The organism is Bacteroidota bacterium (genome assembly GCA_034439655.1).
Taxonomy (GTDB): Bacteria; Bacteroidota; Bacteroidia; order UKL13-3; family UKL13-3; genus CANJUD01.
Window position 1 is genome coordinate 1 of sequence record JAWXAU010000019.1, and the last position, 25,372, is coordinate 25,372.

Annotated in this window: 24 protein-coding genes; 8 read left to right on the forward strand and 16 right to left on the reverse strand. The window is 35.7% G+C overall.

Annotation, left to right across the window (positions count from 1 at the left end):
• Positions 1-203 (forward strand): transposase family protein (locus SGJ10_01270; protein ID MDZ4756753.1); only part of this gene is annotated, 203 nt, incomplete at its 5' end.
• Positions 204-244: 41 nt separating this feature from the next.
• Here the strand turns inward: SGJ10_01270 and SGJ10_01275 are convergent.
• Positions 245-1,474, reverse strand: coding sequence for a T9SS C-terminal target domain-containing protein (locus SGJ10_01275; GenBank protein MDZ4756754.1), 1,230 nt, complete (start codon positions 1,472-1,474; stop codon positions 245-247).
• Positions 1,475-1,485: 11 nt separating this feature from the next.
• Here SGJ10_01275 and SGJ10_01280 point away from each other — a divergent pair, with 11 nt between their 5' ends.
• Complete coding sequence (locus tag SGJ10_01280; GenBank protein ID MDZ4756755.1) at positions 1,486-3,294, forward strand: tetratricopeptide repeat protein; 1,809 nt, start codon at positions 1,486-1,488, stop codon at positions 3,292-3,294.
• A 152-nt stretch (positions 3,295-3,446) separates the two neighbouring features.
• Positions 3,447-4,085, forward strand: coding sequence for a deoxynucleoside kinase (locus SGJ10_01285; GenBank protein ID MDZ4756756.1), 639 nt, complete (start codon positions 3,447-3,449; stop codon positions 4,083-4,085).
• Between the two features lie 72 nt (positions 4,086-4,157).
• Here SGJ10_01285 and SGJ10_01290 read toward each other — a convergent pair whose 3' ends face one another.
• The 5 genes from SGJ10_01290 to SGJ10_01310 form a co-directional block, all read right to left on the reverse strand.
• Positions 4,158-5,474: a M28 family peptidase gene (locus tag SGJ10_01290; GenBank protein MDZ4756757.1), complete on the reverse strand. Its 1,317-nt coding sequence runs from the start codon at positions 5,472-5,474 to the stop codon at positions 4,158-4,160.
• Positions 5,475-5,682: 208 nt separating this feature from the next.
• Entirely contained in the window at positions 5,683-5,934 is a 252-nt protein-coding gene (gene purS, locus SGJ10_01295; protein ID MDZ4756758.1) for a phosphoribosylformylglycinamidine synthase subunit PurS, read from the reverse strand.
• A 2-nt stretch (positions 5,935-5,936) separates the two neighbouring features.
• A complete protein-coding gene (locus tag SGJ10_01300) occupies positions 5,937-6,638 on the reverse strand; it encodes a DUF4290 domain-containing protein (GenBank protein ID MDZ4756759.1) in 702 nt (233 codons plus the stop codon).
• 1 nt (position 6,639) lies between these two features.
• Positions 6,640-7,659 (reverse strand): glycosyltransferase family 4 protein, encoded by a 1,020-nt coding sequence (locus tag SGJ10_01305; GenBank protein ID MDZ4756760.1) that lies wholly within the window; start codon positions 7,657-7,659, stop codon positions 6,640-6,642.
• A gap of 51 nt (positions 7,660-7,710) precedes the next feature.
• Positions 7,711-10,158, reverse strand: coding sequence for a hypothetical protein (locus SGJ10_01310; protein MDZ4756761.1), 2,448 nt, complete (start codon positions 10,156-10,158; stop codon positions 7,711-7,713).
• A 125-nt stretch (positions 10,159-10,283) separates the two neighbouring features.
• Between SGJ10_01310 and SGJ10_01315 the strand changes: the two genes are divergently transcribed.
• Positions 10,284-10,937 (forward strand): ABC transporter permease, encoded by a 654-nt coding sequence (locus SGJ10_01315; protein ID MDZ4756762.1) that lies wholly within the window; start codon positions 10,284-10,286, stop codon positions 10,935-10,937.
• Between the two features lie 109 nt (positions 10,938-11,046).
• Here SGJ10_01315 and SGJ10_01320 read toward each other — a convergent pair whose 3' ends face one another.
• On the reverse strand, positions 11,047-13,347 hold the full coding sequence (locus tag SGJ10_01320; protein ID MDZ4756763.1) for a BamA/TamA family outer membrane protein: 2,301 nt from the start codon (positions 13,345-13,347) through the stop codon (positions 11,047-11,049).
• An 18-nt stretch (positions 13,348-13,365) separates the two neighbouring features.
• On the opposite strand from SGJ10_01320, the gene SGJ10_01325 reads away from it, so the two are divergent.
• Positions 13,366-14,112, forward strand: a complete 747-nt coding sequence (locus tag SGJ10_01325) for an RNA methyltransferase (protein MDZ4756764.1) — start codon at positions 13,366-13,368, stop codon at positions 14,110-14,112.
• A gap of 251 nt (positions 14,113-14,363) precedes the next feature.
• Here the strand turns inward: SGJ10_01325 and SGJ10_01330 are convergent, their stop codons facing one another.
• The 5 genes from SGJ10_01330 to SGJ10_01350 form a co-directional block, all read right to left on the reverse strand.
• On the reverse strand, positions 14,364-15,317 hold the full coding sequence (locus tag SGJ10_01330) for an acetyl-CoA carboxylase carboxyltransferase subunit alpha (GenBank protein MDZ4756765.1): 954 nt from the start codon (positions 15,315-15,317) through the stop codon (positions 14,364-14,366).
• A gap of 53 nt (positions 15,318-15,370) precedes the next feature.
• The gene (locus SGJ10_01335; GenBank protein MDZ4756766.1) at positions 15,371-16,744 is read right to left on the reverse strand and encodes a sigma-54 dependent transcriptional regulator; all 1,374 of its coding nucleotides are present in this window, start codon (positions 16,742-16,744) and stop codon (positions 15,371-15,373) included.
• A gap of 129 nt (positions 16,745-16,873) precedes the next feature.
• Positions 16,874-16,987 carry a hypothetical protein gene (locus SGJ10_01340; GenBank protein MDZ4756767.1) on the reverse strand — a complete coding sequence of 38 codons (114 nt, stop codon included), beginning with the start codon at positions 16,985-16,987 and terminating at the stop codon, positions 16,874-16,876.
• 38 nt (positions 16,988-17,025) lie between these two features.
• On the reverse strand, positions 17,026-17,259 hold the full coding sequence (locus tag SGJ10_01345) for a hypothetical protein (GenBank protein MDZ4756768.1): 234 nt from the start codon (positions 17,257-17,259) through the stop codon (positions 17,026-17,028).
• Between the two features lie 3 nt (positions 17,260-17,262).
• Complete coding sequence (locus SGJ10_01350) at positions 17,263-18,666, reverse strand: hypothetical protein (GenBank protein ID MDZ4756769.1); 1,404 nt, start codon at positions 18,664-18,666, stop codon at positions 17,263-17,265.
• A 136-nt stretch (positions 18,667-18,802) separates the two neighbouring features.
• Here SGJ10_01350 and pth point away from each other — a divergent pair, with 136 nt between their 5' ends.
• The 3 genes from pth to SGJ10_01365 all read left to right on the forward strand — a co-directional run bounded on the left by pth (position 18,803) and on the right by SGJ10_01365 (position 21,850).
• Positions 18,803-19,369, forward strand: coding sequence for an aminoacyl-tRNA hydrolase (gene pth / locus SGJ10_01355; protein MDZ4756770.1), 567 nt, complete (start codon positions 18,803-18,805; stop codon positions 19,367-19,369).
• 352 nt (positions 19,370-19,721) lie between these two features.
• Positions 19,722-20,981: an MBOAT family O-acyltransferase gene (locus SGJ10_01360; protein ID MDZ4756771.1), complete on the forward strand. Its 1,260-nt coding sequence runs from the start codon at positions 19,722-19,724 to the stop codon at positions 20,979-20,981.
• Complete coding sequence (locus SGJ10_01365; protein MDZ4756772.1) at positions 20,981-21,850, forward strand: hypothetical protein; 870 nt, start codon at positions 20,981-20,983, stop codon at positions 21,848-21,850. Before SGJ10_01360 ends, SGJ10_01365 begins: the two co-directional genes overlap by 1 nt.
• 174 nt (positions 21,851-22,024) lie before the next feature.
• Here SGJ10_01365 and SGJ10_01370 read toward each other — a convergent pair whose 3' ends face one another.
• From SGJ10_01370 to SGJ10_01385, 4 genes are all read right to left on the reverse strand, one after another.
• Positions 22,025-23,143: a glycosyltransferase gene (locus SGJ10_01370; GenBank protein MDZ4756773.1), complete on the reverse strand. Its 1,119-nt coding sequence runs from the start codon at positions 23,141-23,143 to the stop codon at positions 22,025-22,027.
• The gene (locus SGJ10_01375) at positions 23,130-24,239 is read right to left on the reverse strand and encodes a glycosyltransferase (protein ID MDZ4756774.1); all 1,110 of its coding nucleotides are present in this window, start codon (positions 24,237-24,239) and stop codon (positions 23,130-23,132) included. The genes SGJ10_01370 and SGJ10_01375 overlap by 14 nt, the downstream gene beginning before the upstream one ends.
• Before the next feature lie 107 nt (positions 24,240-24,346).
• The gene (locus SGJ10_01380) at positions 24,347-25,000 is read right to left on the reverse strand and encodes a CoA transferase subunit B (GenBank protein ID MDZ4756775.1); all 654 of its coding nucleotides are present in this window, start codon (positions 24,998-25,000) and stop codon (positions 24,347-24,349) included.
• Between the two features lie 112 nt (positions 25,001-25,112).
• Positions 25,113-25,372: hypothetical protein (locus SGJ10_01385; protein MDZ4756776.1), on the reverse strand; the 260-nt coding region annotated here is incomplete at its 5' end.

The window sequence follows — 25,372 nt, forward strand, 5'->3', positions numbered from 1 at the left end:
CTAAAAAAAGAAGCAAGAAAAACCCACTAACGAAGTTAGATAAAAAGCAAAACCAAATAATTTCATCAAGCCAAGTTTTGGTTGAAAACATAATTCGCTATTTGAAAATATTCAGAATTTTTGCTGAAAAATATAGGAACAGAAGAAAGAAATATAACCTGAGACTTAATCTGATTGCTGGGCTTTACAATTTTCAATTATGAAAGAGGTCTATTAATTCTGTTCATTTGGATTTGTAAAGCTTCTATAATACCTTAAACTTCGATTTGGCCACCAACTCTTTCCCTGTTAATACCAGCAAATAATCGCCTTTGGGCAATATGCCTGTATCGAAAACTAATTGGTTATACCCTTTTACAGATGAAACTTGGTTCTTGGTAAATATTCGTTTGTTGTTATAATCAATTAAATAATAATCGAGCACCAAGGGCTGCAATAGAGTTAGTTCTATATTGAGCAAGCCCTGCAGGGTATTGGTACTGGCTTTTATATCTTCCACATATTTGTTGTCGGTAAAATGCGTTTCGGTTGGGTTTATATAATTGCCCACACTCAAATAATTGAGTTGTTGCGGTGCAATGCCTTTAAAATTCTCGGAGCCTAGGTATAAACTTAAGGTATCAATAATAGCCAATCCCTCCATTTGCCCCAGGGTTAATGCACTGCCTAGACTTATAAATCGTTTATTGCCTTTTGTAAACTGAAAATTATCATAACCAAACAATATCCATAAACCAATATTGCCCAGTTTATCATACCCACACAGTGCGGCCCACTTGCCATTGGGGGAAACATCAGCACCTGTAATAAGCAAATTGGTATTAAAGCTATCGACCAAATGGGCGGTATACTCCCCTTCTTTTGCAGGCAATGTATAATGTTTGGTCCATTTGTTCAGCCAGTTTTTGGTGAACAAATGCAGGGTATCTTGCCAATAAAAAAATGCCTCGCAATCGAAATTGTGTCGGTTGCGTTTGGTAAAGTCTGTTTGGTCGGGATATTTAAAACTGATTTCCTTGGCATCGGCAGCGGTATCGTCCAATTTACTTTTATCAATGATATAGATTTTTAATTTCTTGCGGCTGCCGTTATTGTTCCCAAAATCGCCAATATATATATGTTCACCATCTTGGGTTATATCTTCCCAGTCTTTGTTTTTGGTATTTACTTTCACCTCATGCAGCACTGCACCTGTTTGTGCGTCTATTTTATATAATGATGAAGAATTATTGCCATCATTATGCCCCCACAAGTAGCCATTCAATGAAATAATTCCCGAAATTTCTTTGACTGTAATTGGTAATTTTGCAACTTCATCGCAAATAAAATTGGTATTTTTGTATTTGCACTTGCCATCGTTAATAGTAGCTTGTGTATTATAGTTCAATGCTTGAGGGTCGGTGCAGCCACGTACCTGCGATTGCAAATTTGAATATGAAGAAACGAGAATAAGTATTAATATTGCACGGAACATAGAAAAAACTGATGAGCAAAAGTAACCCCAAAAACAAAGCCAAACAACCGTGGTGGGAAAACCTTGGTTTTCAAATTTTTGCGGTAGGTATATCTGCATTTATATTATATTACAATACTTTTACCAATGGTTTTGTGTTGGACGATTTGAGTGCAGTACAGCAAAACGAACAGGTACAAAAAGGCATAAAAGCTATTCCTGAAATTTTAACCACGCCCTACCATTATGGCTATGATCATAAAGATGGCGGACTATACAGACCCATGAGTGTGGCTTTATTGGCCATTGAAAAATCGATGTTTGGTAACCAAGCAAAACCTTTCCATATATTTCAAACGCTATTGTATATGTTGAGTTGTGCCATTGTGCTATTGGCTTGCCGAAGATTGCTGAAGAATAAACTTGCGGCATTATTTGTAAGTCTTTTCTTTGTTTTCAACCCCGTGCATACCGAAGTAGTGGCCAATATAAAAAGCTTGGATGAAATACTTGGTTTGTTAGGATTTTCCATTTCGCTATTGTATTTCATAAAATATCTAGATAACCATAAAAAGCAGAACTTATATTTTTCGCTATTAGGGTTTTTATTTGCCTTGTTCAGCAAAGAAAGTACGCTGGCTTTGTTGCCTGTGTTCCCCTTGCTAGTGTGGATGCGAGAAGGATTTCATATCAAAAGCATTTTTAAACAGACCTATTTATATATAATACCTGTCGCTATTTTTATTGTATGTTTTGTTTCGTTCACTAACAGTAATGAGGCACAGGGGATTATAGAACCCATTGAAAACGCTATTATGGCGTGCGATGGAACGGGTGAAGTTATAGTTTTCAAAATACAATTGTTGTATAATTACATTATTCAATCAGTAATCAATGTGAGCCCCAATCATGATTATGCATACAAGCATTTTGAATATTATAGTTTTGGCGATTGGCAAGCATGGGCTTATAGTTTGGTTGTTATTTTATACTTTTTATTTTGTATTTTAAATTTCAATAAGAATAAGTTTATTTTCCTTGGGTTCGCCATTTGGCTTTTGCCCCTGCTTGCCACTTCCAATCTTTTATTCAATATTCGATGGACTTTTGGCGAAAGGTTTATGTATTTGCCATTGCTAGGTATGGGTTTGGTGCTTTATGAATTATTGAACCACCTCTCGCAAAGATATATCAAAAGCAAAAAAGGTATTCTCATATTTATGTTTTTATATATGATAGTATCCAGCTTTACGGTTATTAACCGAAACAAAGAGTGGAAGAGCAACCTAAGTTTATTTGAAACCGATGTAAAAAAATCTCCAAACAATGTTCGACTCCATGCACTATTGGCTAAAGAATATCATGACAAGGCTGTTGAAAATAAGGATATACAACTTTTGCAAAAAAGCACGGATGAATACTATAAATCAATTGCCATTAAGCCTATTGCTGAGTTTGTAAACGGACTTGGAATTAATTATATGGATTTAGAAAAGTATGATTCTGCCTTGAAATATTTCCAGATAGCGGCCACTTTGAAACCCACTTTGGCAGATACTTGGCATAATATAGGCAACGCACAAAATGGATTGAAACAAATTGAGGCAGCTACAAAATCATACATAAGGGCTTTGGAAATAAATCCCAATTATTATAATTCAGTTGTGAATATAGCTAATATGTATATGGAACAGGGCCAATATTTTAAAGCGATCGAGTACGGTCGAAAAGCCTTACAGCTAAATCCTGGCGATAAAAACGTGATGCGAAATCTGTCTATATATTATCAAAAAAACAATCAGAAAGATTCATCGAGCTATTATCTGCAAATGGCTAAATAATGTATATGAGAAGTCGAAACACAAGTAGCACGTTAGTGGTTGGTGATTCCGATGCTTCGGAACGCACAACCACGGGCAGTTTGTCCAGAATACAAACGTCTCCTAAATAAAACTATATAAATACTGATTACTAACCCTCCCCTCCTGAACACATGCACCCATTTATTTGTATAGAAGGTAATATAGGCACTGGCAAAACAGAGCTTGCAAAAATGATTGCAAAAGATTTTGGGAAGAAATTAGTTTTGGAAGAATTTGACGACAACCCTTTCCTACCTAAGTTTTACAAGCAGCCAAAAACTTATGCATTCCCTTTGGAGATGAGTTTCTTGGCTTCCCGTTTCAACCAGTTCAAAAAAGAAATATCACAAGCTGATTTGTTTCAAAACGGATGGATAAGTGATTATATATTTTTCAAATGTTTGATATTTTCAAAAATAAATTTGAATGATGATGAATATGAATTGTATACAAAAATGTTTGAAATCATCAATATACAATTGCCCAAGCCCGACTTATTAGTATACCTGCACAAGCCTATTGACAAATTATTATCCAATATAAAAAAAAGGAACCGTGATTACGAGCAAGGTATCAGCGAAGAATATTTATATAAAATACAAAAAGGCTATTTTGATTTCCTGTATCAACTCCCCGATCAAAAAATATTGATGATAAACACCGAAGATATTGATTTTATTAATAAACGCGGAGATTATGAATTGATGGTGGAGCTGATTAATAAAGAATATAATAATGGGCTTACTATTATTAACAATATTCCTGGGTGAGATTAGAAGTTAAAAGTCCGAAGCTTGAAGCTGGAAGCTAGGAGTTGCCCTATATCGTGCGGTACATATTAGTTAATAATCCATCACTTTAAGAAAGCTGCTGATAAGCTGGAAGGCTTGATTGTAGCGGTTCAAGGGCAATGCCTCATTGGTATCATATATATCGTGATAGTTTGTGTAATTGCCCATTAAGTATATAAAGAAAGAAGGCACTCCATGTTCTGAGAAAAAATAATGGTCGCTGTTGGATGCTTTGCCTCTAATATTTATTGCAGGCAATAATGACAAGGTATTATTGAGATAAACCAAGGTATCGAATTGTTTTCTATATTCGGTACCGTTTACAATGGTAGCACCATTCTCGCCGGTTCCCATCAAATCCATATTAAACAAAAACCTGATTTGTGGTAGTGGAAACAGCGGATAACTTGTATAATATAATGACCCGACCAAACCAGCTTCTTCGCCAGCAAAACAGATAAAAGCTATGGAACAATTATTCTTTTGTTTACTCACCTTCTTTGCCAAATCGAGCAACATGGCTACTCCCGAAGCATTATCGTTGGCTCCAGGAAAATAAGCATTGGGCCCCATCCTACCCAAATGGTCGTAGTGTGCAGTAAATACTAAAAAACTATCGGGATATTTATTGCCTTTTATATAAGCTACCACATTTTGCGTGGCATGCCCACCAGTATATTGCGGCTGAATATCGAGATTGATATGATATCTGAATGATTTGAAAATTTCTTTTTTGATTGAAATAATAGGAAATTTGCCCTGTGTTGTAGAAACCGACCAAGTAAATTTATCTTCTAAATATATAATACCACGGGCTTTTACTTGGTTGTGGGCGACCATATTCAAATTTTCTTTGTGTATAATATTTGCCAACAATGTTTTGTCTACTATAATAAAGTAATTACGTTTCTTCTTCTTCAAAAACTTTTTCCAAAGGGCACTATTGTCAATAGTTTGGGAATCGAGCCGAATGAAATCGTAAACGCCAATTATAGTTGGGCAATCGGGCGAAACGATAAAATCTTTTCCAGCAACTAGTTCAAGCCCATCTATATCTACTTTCACATCGAAAGGAAATTTGTTGACAGGGAATGAAAACTGTTGAAAATAGTTCTCGCCAAACGACTGCAATCCAATTCTTTTATATTCTGAAGCTATATACTTCGCTGCCTTTGCATCGCCGTCTTTTACATATCCACGTCCTTCAAACTCAGGTGAAGTTAAAGTTTTAATTACTTGACGGGCGTATGTGGAGTCTTGTGCTTGGCTATTGTTTGCAAAACTTAACAGCGTAAAAGCTATATATATAAATGGTTGGTGGGGAAACCAAGCACGGACAACTATATATATATGATTTTTAAAATTCAAAATCTAACTTAAATGAAACATAGTCATACTAGATGGTCGGTGAAAACACCAATAATGGGCAACAAAAACTTAGACATATTATATGGTAGGTGAGAACACCAACCATGGGCAGATCGGGGACAAAAATGGGCAGTTACGGGGTTCCGCTGTTCCGAAGCAACCAAAAGGGACAACGATTTTTCAACGTTAATTATATTTGTTGCGAACATTAAATTTGCTCCAATTGGAAATCGTAGGTTTCCATAATCATATTTGCCAATAGTTTTTTACAGGCTGTATCCACTTTTTCTTTTGCCGAATCAGCATTATCAGCTTCAATTTCCAAAGTGATATGTTTGCCTACTCGCACATTATCTACTTCGGGCAAACCTATGTTTTTCATACTACCTGTTACTGCTTTTCCTTGTGGGTCGAGCAAAGCCTTTTGAGGCATTACATTAATATTTGCTTTAAATTTCATATTTATTTTCGCTTCTTATTATTGTTATTATATTTATTCTTGTTTCGGTTATTGTTGTTGTTCTTTTTGTTATTATATTTATTGGTACTAGCTAGTGGGTTGGTACTTTTGGCAGACCTTGCCATATCCAATGAAAACTTATATCCATCGTACTCCAAGTTAAGCTTGCCACCACTTAATTCATTTATTTGTACAATGATGGCTTGGTCGCTCACATTTTCGTCATTCCACGATTTGCAAGAACTTTTCATGAATGAACCGAGCAACTTTATATATTCATTCTTTTCTTCACCATCAGCCATATCAGCTATTTTGTCGAGATAAAGCTCGATGGATTTACCGTAAAACCTGTACTTTATGCGATTGATATTATATTCTACAATACTGGGTTTTTGGTAAACTTTCTCGGGAGTTGGTTTTTCGTAGGGTCCATCAATATCTAATTTAAATTCACCAATCATGTGCAGATGATCCCAAAGTTTGTGCCTGAAATCGTCATTATCTTTTGGCCCGGGGTTTAGCAGTCCCATTACTGCAACTATACCCTTAGCAAGCCTATTGCGTTTTTCACGATCGGGTTCATTGGGCAATTCTTCAATCATGTTTTGCACATTGCGTCCATATTCGCCAAATGCGATTTTAGGTTTGAGTGTATTGTATTCCAACTCGTCTAATACAAAAGCTGGTTTTTGTAATTTGTTCATGTTATTTCTTAATAAATTTATCTAATATATTATACCATTTCAAGCTGATATGTTTCCAATCGAATGTCTCAGCTTTTTGTCGTGCATTTTTTGCTATAGTTATTGCCTTATCATTATTCTCTAAAAGGCTGATGATAGCCGCAGCCATTTGCTCGGGTTTGTCTTTCTCTACCAATATTCCATCTACACCATTTTCTATCAAGTAGGGCATACCTCCCACATTGGTGCTAACCACGGGCAATCCAAGCGACATGGCTTCGATCAAGCTTACCGGATGATTGTCGAAATTGGTGGTGCTCATAAATATATCATAATCTTCTGACAGTTTTTGCCAATCACGTTTGGGTAAAAATCCTGTGATTTTTATATGATCCATCACGCCCAGTTCTGTTGCCAGCGAAGTAACTTCGGCTAATGAGCCGTCTTTGTCGCCGCCTACCATACATAGTTGGGCATCGGGATATTTGGCTAATATTATTTTGAGTATCCTTGGTGCCAAGGTAGGATTATATATATAGTGGAATGACCTAACCCATAGTATATTTGGCTTGAAAATATTTCGTTGTTTGAAGGGATAGGTTTCAATCTCTAATGAATTGGGAATATATTCCACTTTGAAATTATGCTGTTCAAAAGCTTCTTTCAAATATATAGAGGGCGAAATATTGCATGCCGCTTTACCGAATATACGTTTACATTTACGTGGAGAGGATTGCAAACGGTCGGGGAAATTACCTCCATGCAGAATCGGGATATAAGGTATCCTATACATTTGGCACAAAAGGGAAATAAAATAGGTGTACCAAAATGCTAAACTACTATAGGAATCAATTAAAACTACCTTACAATTCTTACGGTTTTTATATACCGTCCACAACATTTGAAAAAAACGCGGAATGATTTGCTTTTTGCTCGATGTACTTACGACAGTATATTTCTTAGAGAACCGCTGCGATAATACCTCGATAACGCCCACCGAAGAGCCGTGTACCGAGAGCATATTTCCAACGTAAACTATCATTATCCTAATCGGCAAATATCCACCTAAATAGCCATATAAAAAAACTAAGTATTACAAATTGGTAGTATAATTAGGTATAATAGGCTGTACTACAATACCATTGCGACCAAAACTCAAAAAGTTTTGAACCTTGGCTACCCGCAATCCCAAATTGAGTTTAAAAGCCCTACATAAATATAACTCAGTATATACTTCAATACCCTGCGAATTATTGAACCTATTTTTACCACTGTGAGATACAATTGCTGCATCGAAAAATATCGAACCTCTAATTGATTTTATATATAACCATTTATGATAAGAATAATCGAGGAACGCAATGGGAAAAGCACCTTCTAAATTGAGATAGTAGGCATTTGAAAAAACCATATAATAATTCCCTCTGTTTAGCATAAAATTATAATAGTATCCAACCAAATCAACTTGATTGTCGGACATGTACCCAAGTTTTGAGATGAGATGAACCTTTAAAGGCATTTTTTGAATCCCCTCAGCATATACATGATAACGGCTAATCCCATTCACACCTTTTAAATCCTGAACAGCAGTTAAACCTATATTCAATGCATGGTTACTATATATATTGCCGTGACAAAGCGGTTGGGCAATTTTATAGTTATAATTCAATTCTAAATAGGGGAAAGAATACCTAGTATTGATATTATAACCAGGTTTAAATTGGAAAAATTGATAGTGTTGATAGCCTTTGGCAAATCTACTAGTATAAGTTTGATACCTGAAACTCACATCATGTGTTTGTAGCACCTGGCGTCCCTTAGGCTGGGTTCTGGTGGTAATAAAACTATATCCTACGCCAAATTCTGAATGGCCTTTTGTTTTTGACCAAGCTACAGAGGGGCTTATTGATTTCTCGCCTCTGTTAATAGTCAAACCTGCTATTAAGTTCGTATTCTTAAGCAATGAACTTCTATTATACACAATACTGCCCATGGGCCGCTGGGCGATTATTTGGAAAGTATTATAATACAGTTCGCTTGGTTTTGCTGTTTTATACTTTTTAGTGGTAGTGCCCACAGTGGTTTTATATTGCTCTATCCAACTGTAAAAGTGGGGTCTAAACTCCGGGATGTCAACTATTTTTTCCACTTTCCTCCATTTATCATACTCTATTACATTCACGACCATCAGGTTTTTGCCCACATGGGTATATTCCGTAAAAAGCAATTTGTCTTCTCCCTCATTCGACGATGCTTGATAACAGCCACTTAAGCGATTGGTAACGGTCACTATTTTCTTTTGTAATAAGTCGAAACAATATATATTATTGAGTCCGTTAAAACTGGCATCGAAATATAAAAATTTACGACCCACATGTATAGAAGAAATTTTATGATAGGTAAAATCTGCTATGGTGGTTTTGGCAAATGATTTCACATTTATTTTCAGCATGGCGTTTCTGCCATTGGTATCTGTAGCAACCACATATATATCTTTTCCGTCGAAGGTATAGCTTGGGTAGGAGTATTTATAGGTAGAATCGATAATGGTTTCTTCTATTCCTGATTTTGCATCGAGCTGACATAGGTAATCATAATTTTTGCCTGTTCTCACTGCCACTATATAATAGCCTTCTTCGCTGGGGTTAGGGAAATGGTAAAGTAAGCGAGTTGTTAGCTTCGTTGATTTTCTCCTTTTGTAGTCGAAAGAATATATATTGCCAAACTCATTGCCATGCTTGTCAATTTGTTTTTCGCTCCAGTATATTTTTTTGTTCCTATAGGCAAAATAATTATCCCAAAAACCAGTAGCATCTTTTATTATATGTTCATCAGCATTGGCGTCAATCATAATCAATCTGGGATTATGGGTATAAGTGGTTTTGATGGTGAGTACTTCATCATTATTAATAAACTGCGGGAAACTAAAATCGGTATAATCTCTGGGTGAATTTTTTCCCATATAATGAAACTCGGCAGTATATTTAAAATTCCCAATACTAGAAGAATGCTTTTCGTAGAAGAGGTTAAAGCTATCCATAGCAATAGCCATCACACTGTCTTTATCTTTGATGGACATAAATTTTGGGTATTTTTGTGTGAGCATATTTTCCCAAAGCTGGTAGTATGAATAATCGGGAATAAAGCTTTTATAGGAACCAAAAAGTATTTTGTTCGAGCTATATTTTAACATGGCCAAATACTGACTACGCAATGGATCAAAAGTACCCATAATGTTTAATTGATTTAGGGGGATAGCATGAGTTTTTACTATATTCATATTGCTGAGTACATTTAAAGGATTGTCGTACATTGTTCCCAATGAATAACCTTTGTCAAAGCAATTGTTCAAATTGGAGTTGGCCGAATAAAAATATTTGTGATAATACTTGGGGTTAAAATTAACCAGCCCTATAGCCAAGCTTCGACCATCGAAGTATACTTTATTTGCAGCAGTATCGAGCCTAATCCATTGATTTTTCTGGGCGAATGAAGGGTAAGAAAGTACCAAAACACATAGTATAAATAAGAGCTTTTTCATTGAAGGCAAATGTATATAATATAAACTTGTGTGCGGGTTTAATTTTTTGCACAACACAATCACAGTGTATGCTTAGTTGAACATTGTTATATCAATTGTGGGTATAATATCAGATATTTGCAGCCATGCTCAGGCAAACACAAATATTACTCAAACACCTTTTACTGAATGAATGGCGTCAACTTTACGCAGTAATGGCATTGCTGCTGCAAGTGGTGAGCAGTATTTTTGTATTATATCTTGCTGCCAAGTTTTTGGATAAGGCTGCTTGGAACGCGTTATATTGGGTATTGCTTTTATTTCTGTCCATCAATGCTGTGGGCCGAAGTTTTATACAGGAATCCAAAGGAAGGTTGATGTATTATTACCAGCTTTGTTCACCTTCCGCCATTATTATTTCACGAATTATATATAATACTATACTTGTATTGTTTATTTCTTTGCTAAGTTTGTTTTTATATAGTGTGTGGATGGGAAACCCCATAGAAAAGCCAGGCTTGTATACTTTGGTTATTTGTCTTGCTGCTATTGGATATTCTTCGGTTCTCACTTTAATGTCGGCTATCTCGTCGCATGCAGGAAACAGTCATATCATTATGCCAGTATTGAGTTTCCCAGTAATAATACCTTTGCTCAGCTTGTCAGTACATGCTGCAAAACAAGCCATGGATGGAATTGACAGCGGGCTCATCTATCAAAACATTGTTTATATGTGCAGCCTCGATTTGATTATTTTTGGGATGGCCTATATTCTTTTTCCTTTTTTGTGGAAGGATTAGTTGGGAGTTGACAGTTATTCGCCGCGGCGAACTAAAAGTTAAAAGTTTACAGGTAAAAGGTAAAAGTGCTGACGCGTACTTTATGCTTTCTAATTCCCGCGGCGGCGGGCTAAAACGGATATCCTATACCAAAATTGATATTTGATGCTCGGTAAGTACTTTTTATACTATTATAGTTGTGGTACACCCATCGCTCTCCTGCTACTTTGCCAGGGTTTCGCATGGGCACAGCCCCATCAACCCTAATAACGAAGAAACCAAAATTGAAACGAAGTCCAATTCCTGCATCGAGGGCAATACCCTCTTTAAAATTATTCCAATCGAAATTTGCACCGGCAAAATTTGCGGTGTTTCTTAATAACCAAATATTTCCAAAATCGCCAAATACCGCAGACTCTAATGTGTTACCAAAAAATTTGAAAAGCGGGAAACGGTATTCTATATTGCCTTCAAGTTTCATATCGCCCGTACGATTTATGGTATTATTGGTATCGTCGAAATTACCGGGGCCAAGTGTTCTAATTTGCCAACCACGCATGCTCGTTGCACCACCGCTAAAATATCGTTTCTCATAAGGCAACGATGTTTCACCGAAAGTAGGTACTCCTATACCTCCGTTAAACCGCATTACAAACATCCTATTTTTGGAAATTTGTATATAATGTCTCACATCTACATCGGTTTTCACATAAGAAAAATACCTTGAACCAAATAAATATAAAATACCATTCTGTGCTTGGCTACCAAATAACAATCGCCCCATATTTCCTGATGTTTCAAGGGGAGTACAACGAACATTTGTCCATGACCTTCCTCTATGTGTAGTCTGATTTGACCAAGTAAATGACCACCTCACGGCAGTTATCAGGTTTTGCCCAAACAGATTTTTAACCAATTGACCTTGGGGTGTATTTAAATATGCCTCTAAAGGTGTACTTAGGTTCTTGGTCAATATATAACTGGCTTCAAATGGAACAAAAGTGTGGTACCATAAAGGTCTTTTTTTGCCTCGCCAACTGTAACCCCAATTCAGTACAAATAAACGCCTATCGAAATCGCGGTTTGTTTCCCAAATAACCGAGGCTGAATAGCTGGTACGGTTTCGCAAACTTTTACTGGGTTTGAATATGTTGCGTAATACTTTTGTGGGTATAATAAGACCCGGGTACTCGATAGATGCATTCAAACTATTTTCAATGCTATAATAATTGGTATTGCCTGGCGTTTTGCTCAATTGATACTCCGAAGAGTTACGAAGTCGTACCCTAAATATGTCGCCTCGTTTCAACATATTATTATTGGTGTATTTTAAAGAATTTACGATTCCATAATTTCGGTAAGTGGTAAGCACGTTCAATGTAGTCGACTGGTCGGCAAGCGTTAGTTGTGGTTCATATATAATACTTTGCTTTACCAAGGGCATTATTCTAATGATGCAGTTTAATACATTATAATTGGTATCGGGTATCTCGAATTTGATATTGATGAATTTGAACAACTGCAATTGCACAAATTCTGAATAAGTAAATCCTACGCTGTCTACTCTATATACATCGCCAGGTCTGAAATTAATAGCCCTAGCCAATACACTTTTCTTCATACTATATCCATTTCTTTTAAATATAATATTATCATAACTTTCTTCATTCAGTACTAATCTCTTGGTGCCGGCTGTATCACATTCCAACGTTACCTTACCAATTGTATATATTTTATGCTGCCCACCACCGTCGGGAGATCTGAAGATGACAGTTACTTTAAGTTTATTGCTTGAATCGTCAACTACATAATTAATGTAGTCGTTCATAAAACCATAGTAGCCATTGTTTTTATACAGATTGGTAATGCGTAATCTTTCATTCACAAAGTTGAAATTTGAAAACGGCTCTCCTCTTTTAATGAAGGAATTGCCTATATCTTTATAATATATTGGAGCGATTGTAGAGTCTTCGAACACATAATTAATACTGTCTATTATATACTGTGGCCCCAAGTTTACATGATAAGTCACTGTCGTATATTTCAACAGGGTTTTGCGGGTAAAATGCACATCCGCTTTAAAATATCCATTATTAAAAAGATACTGCTTGATGGACGATATGGAACTTTCGGCTGAAGTGGAATCATATATTACTGGTGGTTCACCCACTGTATTGGTAAGCCATCGGCTAAACTTATTGGAATGTCTAAAGTTGATACCAATTCGATACATGGTTAAATGAAACTTGAAAGTAAACAGAATTTTGCGGTTGGGCTTCTGTTTAATGTTTAGTTTCACACCTTCTTCCAAACTTTTATTTTTCACCTTCACTTTATTGGCGTCCAAAAACGTTTGGTTATCCTTGAGCAGGCGAGACACTCTGCATGAAGTTGCGGTAATAAGCACAAAAACTACGAATATTGCACCCACAAAAAGCCTATAACGAAAATGCTTTCCCGCAACGAAGTTTTGTTTATCAAAGAATTGCACCATAAAAAGGGTCGTTCAGAACAACTGCTGTTTGTGGTTGAGGGCAGTAAGTCAGTATCCGAACTATTGGGTTCAAAATTAGGGGTAAAAAAATTATTTGCATTGCCACAGTGGCTGGCCCAAAATCAAAAATCAGTCCAAAGGGTTGAAGAGGTGCATTCTATCTCGGAAAAAGACTTGGAAAAAATATCACTTCATAAGAGTCCGCAGCAAGTAATTGCACTGGCTGAGTTACCTATTTATAATCTCAACAAAGCTACTATTAGCAAAGGTTTCACGTTAATACTCGATGGTATACAAGACCCAGGTAACTTAGGTACCATTATTCGCACAGCCGATTGGTATGGCATTACAGATATTATATGTTCGCCCACTACTGCCGATTGCTTCCAACACAAAGTAGTGCAAGCATGCATGGGTTCTTTGTTCCGCACATATATATATTATACAGACTTAGAAACTTATATAGCACAACATAAACCTTATATAATAGGAGCGGCTTTGGATGGGCAAAATATTAAGGATACCAAACTTCCAAAAGATGGCTGCTTATTGATAGGTAGTGAAGGCCAAGGTATATCAGCTAACTTGCTTCCTTATTTGAATCTGAAAGTTTCTATTCCCAGAATTGGGAAGGCGGAGAGTTTGAATGCTGCAGTGGCAACGGGGATTTTGTTGGATAGAATGGTCCAAATCAATGAATAAAGTTTTATTACTCAGTAGAAAAAAACCAATAAATTACTTTATTTGTAGTATGAAAGTAGTAACGCTAAATTTACCTGATAACAGCGATATAGAGAATAAAGAAGTTGCCATGTTAGTGGCTTCGAAATTATACGAATCAGGCAGATTATACCGAAAATAACAGATTGTCACGACTCATTATAATAAGTCTCGTCTTCGAAAATAACAGATTCTTCGCATTGAAGCAATGCCCAGAATGACGTTAAGGACGACTACACCTCCAAATAAGCACCCATCTTTGAGAACTTATCAATACGTTCGGTGATTAATCTGTCGGACGGAATTTTGGATAAGTCATCCAAGTATTTTTTGATTTCGATTTTGAATGTATTATACATTTGTGCAGGGTCATTATGAGCACCGCCTAATGGTTCTGGAACAATACCATCAATTAAATGATTGCCCAACATTTCATTGGCTGATAGTTTTAATTCGGCTGCTGCTTTTTCTTTAAAATCCCAACTACGCCATAATATAGATGAGCACGACTCAGGTGAGATAACCGAGTACCAAGTATTTTCGAGCATTAATACTTTATCGCCCACACCTATTCCTAGTGCTCCACCCGATGCTCCCTCTCCTATTATTACACAAACAACAGGAACTTTTAGCACCGACATTTCTAAAAGATTGCGGGCAATAGCTTCGCCTTGTCCGCGTTCTTCGGCTTCTATACCTGGCGATGCACCTGGGGTATCAATTAAGGTTATAATAGGTTTGTTGAATTTTTCAGCAAGTTTCATTAAACGCAAAGCCTTGCGATAGCCTTCGGGATTGGGCATCCCAAAATTTCTATATTGACGCATTTTGGTATTGCGGCCTTTTTGCTGACCAATCACCATCACGGTGCGTCCTTCGAAATGTGCAAAGCCTCCTACAATAGCTTTATCATCTTTCACATTGCGGTCGCCATGTTGCTCAATGAAACCCGTCATAGTATGTTCTATATAGTCCAAAGTATAGGGCCTGTCAGGATGGCGGCTTACTTGCACTTTTTGCCAACCATTGAGCTTACTATAGATATCGCGTTTGGCTAAATCAATTTTTTGTTCGAGTTCCTTTAAAGTAGCCGACATATCTATCTTGCTCTTCTCGCCCACTTGGCGGGCTTTGTCTAATTGTTCTTGTAACTCTATGATGGGTTTTTCAAAATCGAAAGTAGTCATGAGGATATTCTAAAATTATTCAGTTATTATTTTTTATTTTTGTTGCCGGTGTATTAGTCTAAATCAGCACGACTCAATCCGTACCGATCTATTTTATTATATAAGTGACTGCGTTGTATATCTATTTCTTGTGCGGTTCTTGCTACGTTCCAACCATTCTTTTTAAGTTTTTCTTCGATGAATTTTTTCTCTACAAAGTCTTTAAAATCTTGTAGTGTATCGAACATTTCATATACTGTTGGTTTCTTGCTTTCTTCAATTTTTGAATGGGCTGGGTTTGCATACATCTGCACATCGGTATCGGTAATTTTTGCACCGCTCAATATCACCAATCGTTCTATTACATTACGCAGTTCACGAATGTTTCCAGTCCATTTAATTTTTTTGAGCTCTTGCAAAGCCGCGGGCGTAAAACTTTTTTTGCTCATGCCAATATCTTCACAAATTTCAATCAAAAATTTCTCAGATATTAAAGGGATATCATCTATGCGTTCGTTCAAGGTGGGCACATGAATTAATATAACACTCAATCTATGATATAAATCCATTCTGAAATTCCCGTAATCAATCTCTCTGATCAAATCTTTATTGGTAGCTGCAATAACTCTCACATCCACGGTGAAATCTTTATCGCCACCTACACGGGTAATTTTATTTTCTTGCAAGGCACGCAATACTTTTGCTTGTGCTGATAAACTCATGTCGCCTATCTCGTCCAAAAACAAAGTACCGCTAGTGGCTTGCTCAAATTTACCAATCTTTTGTTTATAAGCTGATGTGAATGATCCTTTTTCGTGTCCGAACAATTCACTCTCTATTAATTCTGATGGAATGGCGGCACAGTTTACTTCTACTAATGGGCCATTGCTGCGGTTGCTCTGTTCGTGTATCCATCGTGCTACCAGTTCTTTACCTGTACCGTTCTCGCCTGTAATAAGTACACGTGCATCGGTGGGAGCTACTTTGGCAATAGTATCTTTTATTTTCTTTACACCTGGTGAGTCCCCAATTATTTCACGTGTTTTGGTAACTTTACGTTTTAGTACTTTTGTTTCAATCACCAAAGAATTTTTATCGCAAGCATTACGAACGGTAACTAAGAGTTGATTAAGATCTGGAGGTTTTTGAAGGAAAGCATAAGCTCCTTGTTTGGTTGCTTCCACGGCAGTTTCGATGCTACCATGTCCTGATATCATAATGATGGGAACATCCTCCTCCAATTGTTTCATTTTTCCCAAAAACTCCATACCGTCCACTTTTGGCATTTTGATATCACAAAGAATAGCATCGTAACTATTTTCTTTTACCAAGTCCAAAGCCTTTTGCCCGTCTTCAGCTTCGTCCACTTTGTGGCCTTCGTATTCCAGTATCTCTTTAAGTGTGGAGCGGATTACTTTCTCGTCGTCAACTACAAGTATTCTTGACATAATGTGTTCAAAAAATTAGACGTCAAAAGTATTGCCTTTTTGGGTTAAAATGGAAATTATTTTTGTCAAGTTTTCCATATTGAAATATTGGTGCATAATTGTGCAAAAAAATCACACTGTCCCAAGTAGTTAACCCTTACTTTTTTGTGCAAAAATCTCTTCCCACAATTTTTTGAAAATCTGCACTCCATTTGCAGTGCCTACTGCCCTCACTAGTTTTTCATTGCCCAATCGTTTTGCCAACTCTATATATGTAATTGTTTCTCCGTATGGAATTTCTATTAATTTTGAAAATTAATTCCTTGCGGTTCTAGGTAATCTGTGTCGAAAGATTTTCTTTTGCCTTCAAAATATTCTGCAAACTGGGCTACACATTTGTCTGTAGATTCTTTTGCATCGCTATGAATAAAATTCTCCGCCGCTTCATCTACAAAAAATATACTACTTACTTTTTCCGCATCGGCTTTTATTTCCAGAATTCCTAATGGTGAATTATAATAACAACAACTCCCCACAAATTAATATATATAATAATTAAGACCTGCATTAAAGGATGGTACATTTGTACTTACCTGAGTTGATTTATTACTAAACCAACGATTGGCACTTAGCATTTGAGATATCCCAACATGGAAATTCACTTTTGGGCTCACAAAATAAAAGAGATTGGCAGATGGCATCAAGTGCAAATTTAGTTGATTTTGGTTCAAATTACTTGGCGATGAATAAGTATAATATAATGCCGCCGTAACACCTGCATTTAAATAGGTTCTAGAATTGGGATACCAAGATAATTTATAAGCTGCAGTAATTCTTGAATTTGAATTTGATGATTTGTTATTAAGTGTTTTTACAGAATTGGTATCTATTTGAGTGATGGAATTACTCCAAAGATATTTACCTGCTTGTAAATCGATTGATACAGACTCTTGCCAATACAAAGAAATGGGGCGTTCTTTTGTATAATTAAAATACAGGCCAGGTGTGTAATAGTTTTGTTTATTTGAGACAGAAAGATAATTATTGGATGGAATTGCTTGATACCTGTAATCATTATTATAGCTATTATCATAACTTATCCCATAAGAAAACCTGCTGCCACAAAAGCGTTGAACATAATTATTATTAAGCCAATTGTCGAACAAGCTAATCAAATAACTTGATTGTGTTTTGCCGCCATTAAGTAAACCCGATGCAACAAAGAAACTATCCAACATACCCAATTGCCCGCGAAGGCGATAACGAAAATCGATGATACGGGTATTATATATTCGGGTAATTTCTTTTGCCAATGCTGTTGCATCTTCGTTGGTATAGTTTATTATAATACCTCTGGCCTTAAAATCTTTTAAAATGAATAATGCTTGGGCCACATCGCCCACCATTTCTAATCGTCCGTTACCAGCTCCAATATTAACCCCAACATTCATATTAATATTACTAATTCGCTTGGGTAAGTTATTATTTCTCGAATTACAAATGTACGTGCCTGTGCTAATATCATAATTCAACTCCAAAAAATGATTATTACGATAAAATCTATTTTGTTGGTATGCTCCAAACGAAAATGAGCCACCATTAACATTTGAATAGGTTGCAAAAGGGCTGTTGCTTTTAAAACTAGAAAAAGTAATACGACCATTAACGCTAGTGAACTGCTGCAATTTTTGGGTATTTATATTTTGTGCAAATTGCATATTGCCATTCAAACTAAAATTTGAAGCCGAATTACTGGAGCTGCTCGATTGCGGAATGTAATAATCATTCAATACATTATTATTTCCCATTCCAAAACTAGAGTTGAACAATCGATACTTTTGAAATCGGTATTTATAATTTTCAAAAACCGCTGCACCTTCTTGGGCAAATGATGAAATAGTAACAGAAACCATTACTATAATGAGTAAAATTAGTTTTTTCATAATGTAAAATTTTTCAATATTAGAGAATTGATAACTATCAACCAAACAATTATACCGGATAAATTGCTGCATAGAGATAATCGCGTCTTCCAATAACTTTGCCGTTTAAATATTTTTAATAGAAAAAAAATTATAAATGGAAAAATATCTGATTGCAGGTTTGGGTAATATCGGCAACGAATATGCTGGCACTAGGCACAATATTGGGTTTGCAGTGGTTGAATACGCAGCCATACTTTGGGGCGGGAAATGGGAAGAAGGTCGCTATGCTTATTTTTGCGAAACAAAAGTAAAAGGCCGGCCCGTTACGTTAATAAAACCTACTACTTATATGAACGTGAGTGGCAAGGCTGTTCAATATTGGAAACAACAATTAAAAATCGAGAACGCTAATATGATGATTGTTACTGACGATTTGCAAATAGAATTGGGCAAACTTCGAATACGTGGACAAGGGACACCGGGCGGGCATAATGGGTTAACTGATATTATTGAAAAGCTAAATACGCTTGAATTTCCACGTATGCGTTTTGGTATTGGGAACAATTTCCCCAAAGGCATGCAGGTGGAATATGTGCTGGGCAAATGGTTCAAAGAAGAAGAGGCAATTGTAGGCGATGGAATCAAAAATGCTGTAGAGGCTCTTCAATGTTATATTTTTGCAGGATTGGCCCAGGCCATGAACAGCTATAACAAAAAATAAATCTCATTCATTTGTCAAAAAAAAAAATTTTTGCTTGCAATTTAAAAAATCCCTTATGTTTGTACCGCCTTCGAAAGAGGGCAAAGGTTTAAGTTTGTTTTCATAGCGTATAGGGCTCGACTTCGGTTGGGCCTTGTGCGTATAAGACGTTTTGGTAAGCTTGTTTTAGCCCCTACCTTTGCCCGGCATGTTATTCAATTCCTTGGTATTTATGCTTTTCTTGCCTTTAGTGTTCGGGATATACTGGGCATTATCGAAACAATTGCGTTGGCAGAACCTATGGATTTTTGCAACAAGTTTATTTTTTTATGGTTGGTGGGATTGGCGATTTTTAAGCCTCTTGCTTTTCACGATGAGCAACGATTTTTTTCTTGGTTGGTGGATTGATAAAACTGAAAGTGCAAAAAAACGAAAATGGCTTTTGGTATTTAGTATAGTTAGTAATATAGGTGTGCTATGCATATTCAAATATTACAATTTCTTTTTACAATCGTGGGCCGACTTATGGGCATTGTTCGATATTAAAATTAGCTTTAGTTATTGGCAAATGATTTTACCCATCGGGATTTCGTTTTACACTTTTCATTCGCTTAGTTATACCATCGATATCTATAGAAGAAAATTATCGCACACCAAAGATTATATAGCTTTTGGTGCATTTATTACGTTTTTTCCGCAGCTTGTAGCTGGGCCGATAGCAAGGGCAACACAGCTATTGCCACAATTTATGGTACCCAAAAAATTCGATTTGGAACTTGCCAAAGATGGATTTAGACAAATGCTATGGGGCTTGTTCAAAAAGGTGGTGATTGCAGATACGCTTGCCATGTTTGTGGACGAGATATTTTCGCACCAACAACAAATGCCCGGAAGTATGATGTGGTTAGGATCAGTATATTTTGCCATACAAGTTTATGCCGATTTTAGTGGGTATAGTGATATGGCTATTGGTATTGCAAAAATGTTTGGCATTAGTTTGATGAAGAATTTCAACTTACCCTTCTTCTCAAATAACATGGCTGAATTTTGGCATAAGTGGCATATATCATTATCTACATGGTTTCGTGATTATGTGTATTTTCCACTGGGTGGTTCTAAAAAAGGAATCTTAAAATATATCTTCAATCTCTCGGTAGTATTTGCTTTAAGTGGCTTGTGGCATGGCCCCAAATGGAATTATATATGGTGGGGACTTTTGAATGTATTATATATAGCACCTGTAAATTTATTTTTTAAATCGAACAAAAAAGAAAAAAACCTGGAAGCAAAAACATATAAAGATATTCCTGCAATGTTGTTCACTTTTATGTTATTTACTTTCTCAGTTGGAATATTTAGAACCGAGAGTACACATTTGGCATTAAATCTTCCGTCCCAATTGTTTCAGTTCGATTCTAAATTTATTAATTATTTTTTCGATAGTATAGAAAGATATGCTTTAGAGGGTATAATGTTTGTGGTTATGCTTCTGTTATTCGAATGGACCAACCGAAGCCAAGAACATCCCATGCAAGGCAAGTATGCCGAATGGAAAGCAGCTATCATACTTGCCCTTATACTCATTTTTGGCATATTCTCCGATTATAAAGCATTTATTTATTTTCAATTCTAATGAAAGCATTTATTATATATATCGCCAAATGGATGCTGATTTTATTGGTATTAGCCTTAGCACTTGATTTGATATATACCACCTCTTTTAAAAACAATAAGGCGAGGTCGGTATATCAAATTATACGTGGCATGGAACTTCAAAAATACGATTATATATTCCTTGGATCAAGTAGGGTAAAGAGGCATATAAACCATGAGTTTATCAATAAAAAAACAGGGTTGAAAGGTTTGAATTTAGGCTTAAGTGCTGCCGGGCCAAATGAAATACTATTATATTTGGAAACATTTTTAAACAATCATAACCAAGTTGAAAATATTTATATTGAAATAGGCGATAAATGGAATCAAGAATATCCTGATAGCCTTGCATCGGTATATGAATTACCATTTCTTGATGATGCAGCCGTGTATAGTGCATTTAAATCGTATAATAAATATATTAATTACAAAGCTGATATCCCATTTTACCGTTATACAATTAACTCCACTAAAATAGGCTATAGAGCAGTATTGGCTAACTTGTTTGATAATAATATAGAGAAAGCTTTAAAATTCAGACCTTATAAAGAAACTTTGTTAAACACCAAACCGATTGATACGCGAATTAAAATTAAACAAAATAGTTGTATTGATAAAATTATAGCGTTGTGTAAAACAAATAGTATACAATTGGTGTTTTTTACGTCGCCTTATTTGAAAGTTAATGATTCGGAATATAAAACTTTTTTCAAAGCCAACTTACCTAATTATTATGATTTTTCTAATTCAGTTTCAGATTCCACTTGTTATAGGGATGCTTTGCACCTGAATGAGAAAGGAGCGAATTTGTTTAGTAAAATGGTGGTGGATAGTTTGATGGGGAAGTAATATTATAGTTTAAGAATTGGTATTATGTATCTTTCAGTTCAAACAGATTCTTCGTCTCAAAGCAATCCCTCAACAGATGGAGGACAGCTTGACGCCCGTTTTCAATTCGAACAGACTCCTCGCCTTTAAGCAAGGCTCAGAATGACGACTAGTAGTATTCGCAATGACGACTATCTATATAACCTCAATCAATTTTTTTATATTTTCTTGATTGGAGAAATTTTTTTCGAGAATAGTTTCTCTTAATTCAGAATCTTTATCAGTCCATTTTTTATCCCACAATTCATTAATACGTTTCACCATTCCTTGCTGTGTATTTTCTATATAACAAAGTGGCTCAAGACCCGTATTTTTCACCATGGCATTATTCACTATACAAAATCGACTATTATATAAAGCATTGATTAATTTCAGTTTAATCCCTGTTGCTTGAAAAGTGGGCAATACATTGATATGAGCTTGTTTGATGAGATTAATAATTTGCTCAGTATTATAGTCAACAATCAATTTAATATGTTTATGTGACTCCACCATGCCCTCCAATTGTTTCGATGGGTTATTTCCTGCTATAATTACTGGTTTGTCGACATGGTTAAATACTTCACGCACCAAATATTTGGCAGCTTCATCATTTTCACCTACTCCCAAATTGCCATGGTATAATATAAAGTCTCCCTTTTCAGAACATTGATTAATATGCTCATTCTCGTGAAAAGGAGGCAAGTGAAATACATTTTTAAATCGCTTGGAGAAGTAGGCTACATCACTAGGAGAGATTGCTGCGATATAATTTGCATGCGATAAACTCTGTTGAAATTTTTTCAATTTCTCAGCCTCCACTTTGAAAAAATATTTTTTGAAATAATTGGTTTCTACCTTCTCCAAATTGGTATAATAGTCGTGTTCGATATTGTGCGTACGGACAATTTTTATTCTGTCTTTTAACCTTTCATCTTTCAAATAATAACAGGTATGCAGCCCTTCAAACAATATTGGATGGTTATTCTTTTGCAAATTCTCTATCAGTTCTTTGGTATTGCGGGTATTGATTATATAAGGCAATTTTCCATAAAAGGGATTCTTATATATATTTCGTTTATAATAATGTACTTCGTGACAAACTTTATTTAACTCACTGGAACGCTCACGACCATATTCGTAGCAATGTAAAATAACTTTTAAGCCTTGTTGCTGCAATGCTTTTAGTTTATAATATACATCTATTACTCCGCCATAACTTGCTGGCCACGGTATGTCGAACGATATCACGTTTAGTTGTTTACTTAATTTCATTAAACAATTGTATCAATGTTGCTGATTCCTTTTCCCAATTTAATTCTTTGCGAGCTTGCATACAGTTAGTAACCATTTGGCGGTAAAGGGTTGCATCACTTAGCAAAATATTGATATTTTTCGACAATTCAGTTGGGTCTATTTCAGAAGTTATGCCCACAGCATATTGCTTCAGTATCTGTTCATATTCAGGAAACTTGCTAGAGATAGAGGGCGTGCCATATTGTATATAATCAAAAAATTTATTGCTAAGGGAATAATAATAACTCAAACCATCATTTTTCAAAACATTATATCCCAATGTAGCTTCTTCAGTTAACTTACCCAATTCTTCGGGTTTATATAATCCCTTAAAAATTATTTTGTCTTTCAAATTTAGAGTTTTTACCAATGCCCTTAATTCAATTTCAATATCGCCTACACCGATAATCCATAGCGTTGCCTCAATTGATTGCATAGCCTGTATCAATTGTTCCAAGCCTCGACCTCGATTCAACGCCCCTTGGTATACAATTAATCTTCTATTATATTTATTTGTAATGTAGGCATCATCTATATTTATATGTTTTTGAAAGGGTACATTTCTAATCACCTTAAACTGTTTGCCTAAATTATTAGATAATACTTTAGCTAATTCGGATGCCACAGTATAACATAATACTGCTTTTTTTATTCCCAATTTTTCAATATTCTTCCATATTTTTTTTACAAATTTCCTATCGGTTACTTCGGGCACTTCGGTAAAATATTCATGGGCATCATAAACTAGCTTCTTGCCTTTAATGTTTGATACTAAAGCATGGGGTAATATTGTATCTGCATCTATGGCACCATATATATCGAACTTATTGAACAACAAAAAAAAGAATAACCTAATATTATACTCTGCATAAAAAGGCATGCCCTTATTAAATATACATTTGATGCGTTTTTGTCTATATACTTTCTCATCAAGTGGTTTACTACTTTTCAGCAATCTACCTACTAATAAAATATCATAACCATGCGATGACAAGGTGCCGCATATCCTTTGCATACGTTGGTCGTAGCTAAGGTCATTGATGACGGTAAAAACTATTTTTTTACCTGAGTTCAAATAAAGATATTTTTTATATGTTCATTTAGCCCCTCTATATCTCCTCTGAGGGGAGACTGATTCCTATAAATTTTTGGCATTATCTTCAATTATGAAATATCCAATTATTATATCATCATTATTTGCAGATCGTCTGCAATTACCAATCTCCCTAAAGTTTTTGCTTTCACTTCTTCCACGGTTACGTCGGGTGCAATTTCTACCAATTTAAACCCTTCGGGTGTGATCTCGAACATGCCTAATTCGGTCACTACTTTTTTCACACATGCTACACCCGTAATAGGCAAATCGCATTTGGAGAGCAACTTACTTTCGCCCGCTTTATTTATATGTTGCATCGCTACTATTATATTATCAGCCGAGGCCACCAAGTCCATCGCACCGCCCATCCCTTTCACCATTTTTCCGGGAATTTTCCAGTTGGCTATATCACCTTTATCGCTCACTTCCATTGCACCTAACACAGTGAGATGAACGTGTCCACCACGTATCATGGCGAAGCTGGTTACAGAATCGAAGAAGGAAGAACCAGCAATAGTGGTGATAGTTTGTTTGCCTGCATTAATAAGGTCTGGATCTTCCTCGCCTTCAAATGGGAAAGGGCCCATACCCAGCATTCCGTTTTCACTTTGCAACACTACATTGATGCCCTCAGGTATATAATTGGCTACCAAGGTTGGAATGCCAATACCCAAATTTACATAATACCCATCTTTAAATTCACGGGCTATACGTTTGGCTATCTGATTTTTATCTAACATAATGAATTTGTTTGAGTTGCAAATATAGGATTATCTTCCAAGTTTGTAAAATGTCAAAATAATTATATCTATTTTAGATATAGAATTCTATACTACAGGAAGAATAATCTCGCTAGAATGAATAGCTTATTCCAATTGAATACAAAATATTATTTGTTGAAGTTTTCTTTTCCATAGGATGATGGTTTTCTGGATACTGTTCCGCAATATACAGAAATTTCATAGCTTTAAGTCTGGCATCTATACATATATATTTATACAGTTTATATTGAAAATCCAAACCAACTTGAGCCCCTACATTAATATAATCATGTGATAATATATTCCACTCCCATCTGTAATAATTAACATGAATATATTCATGATTTAACC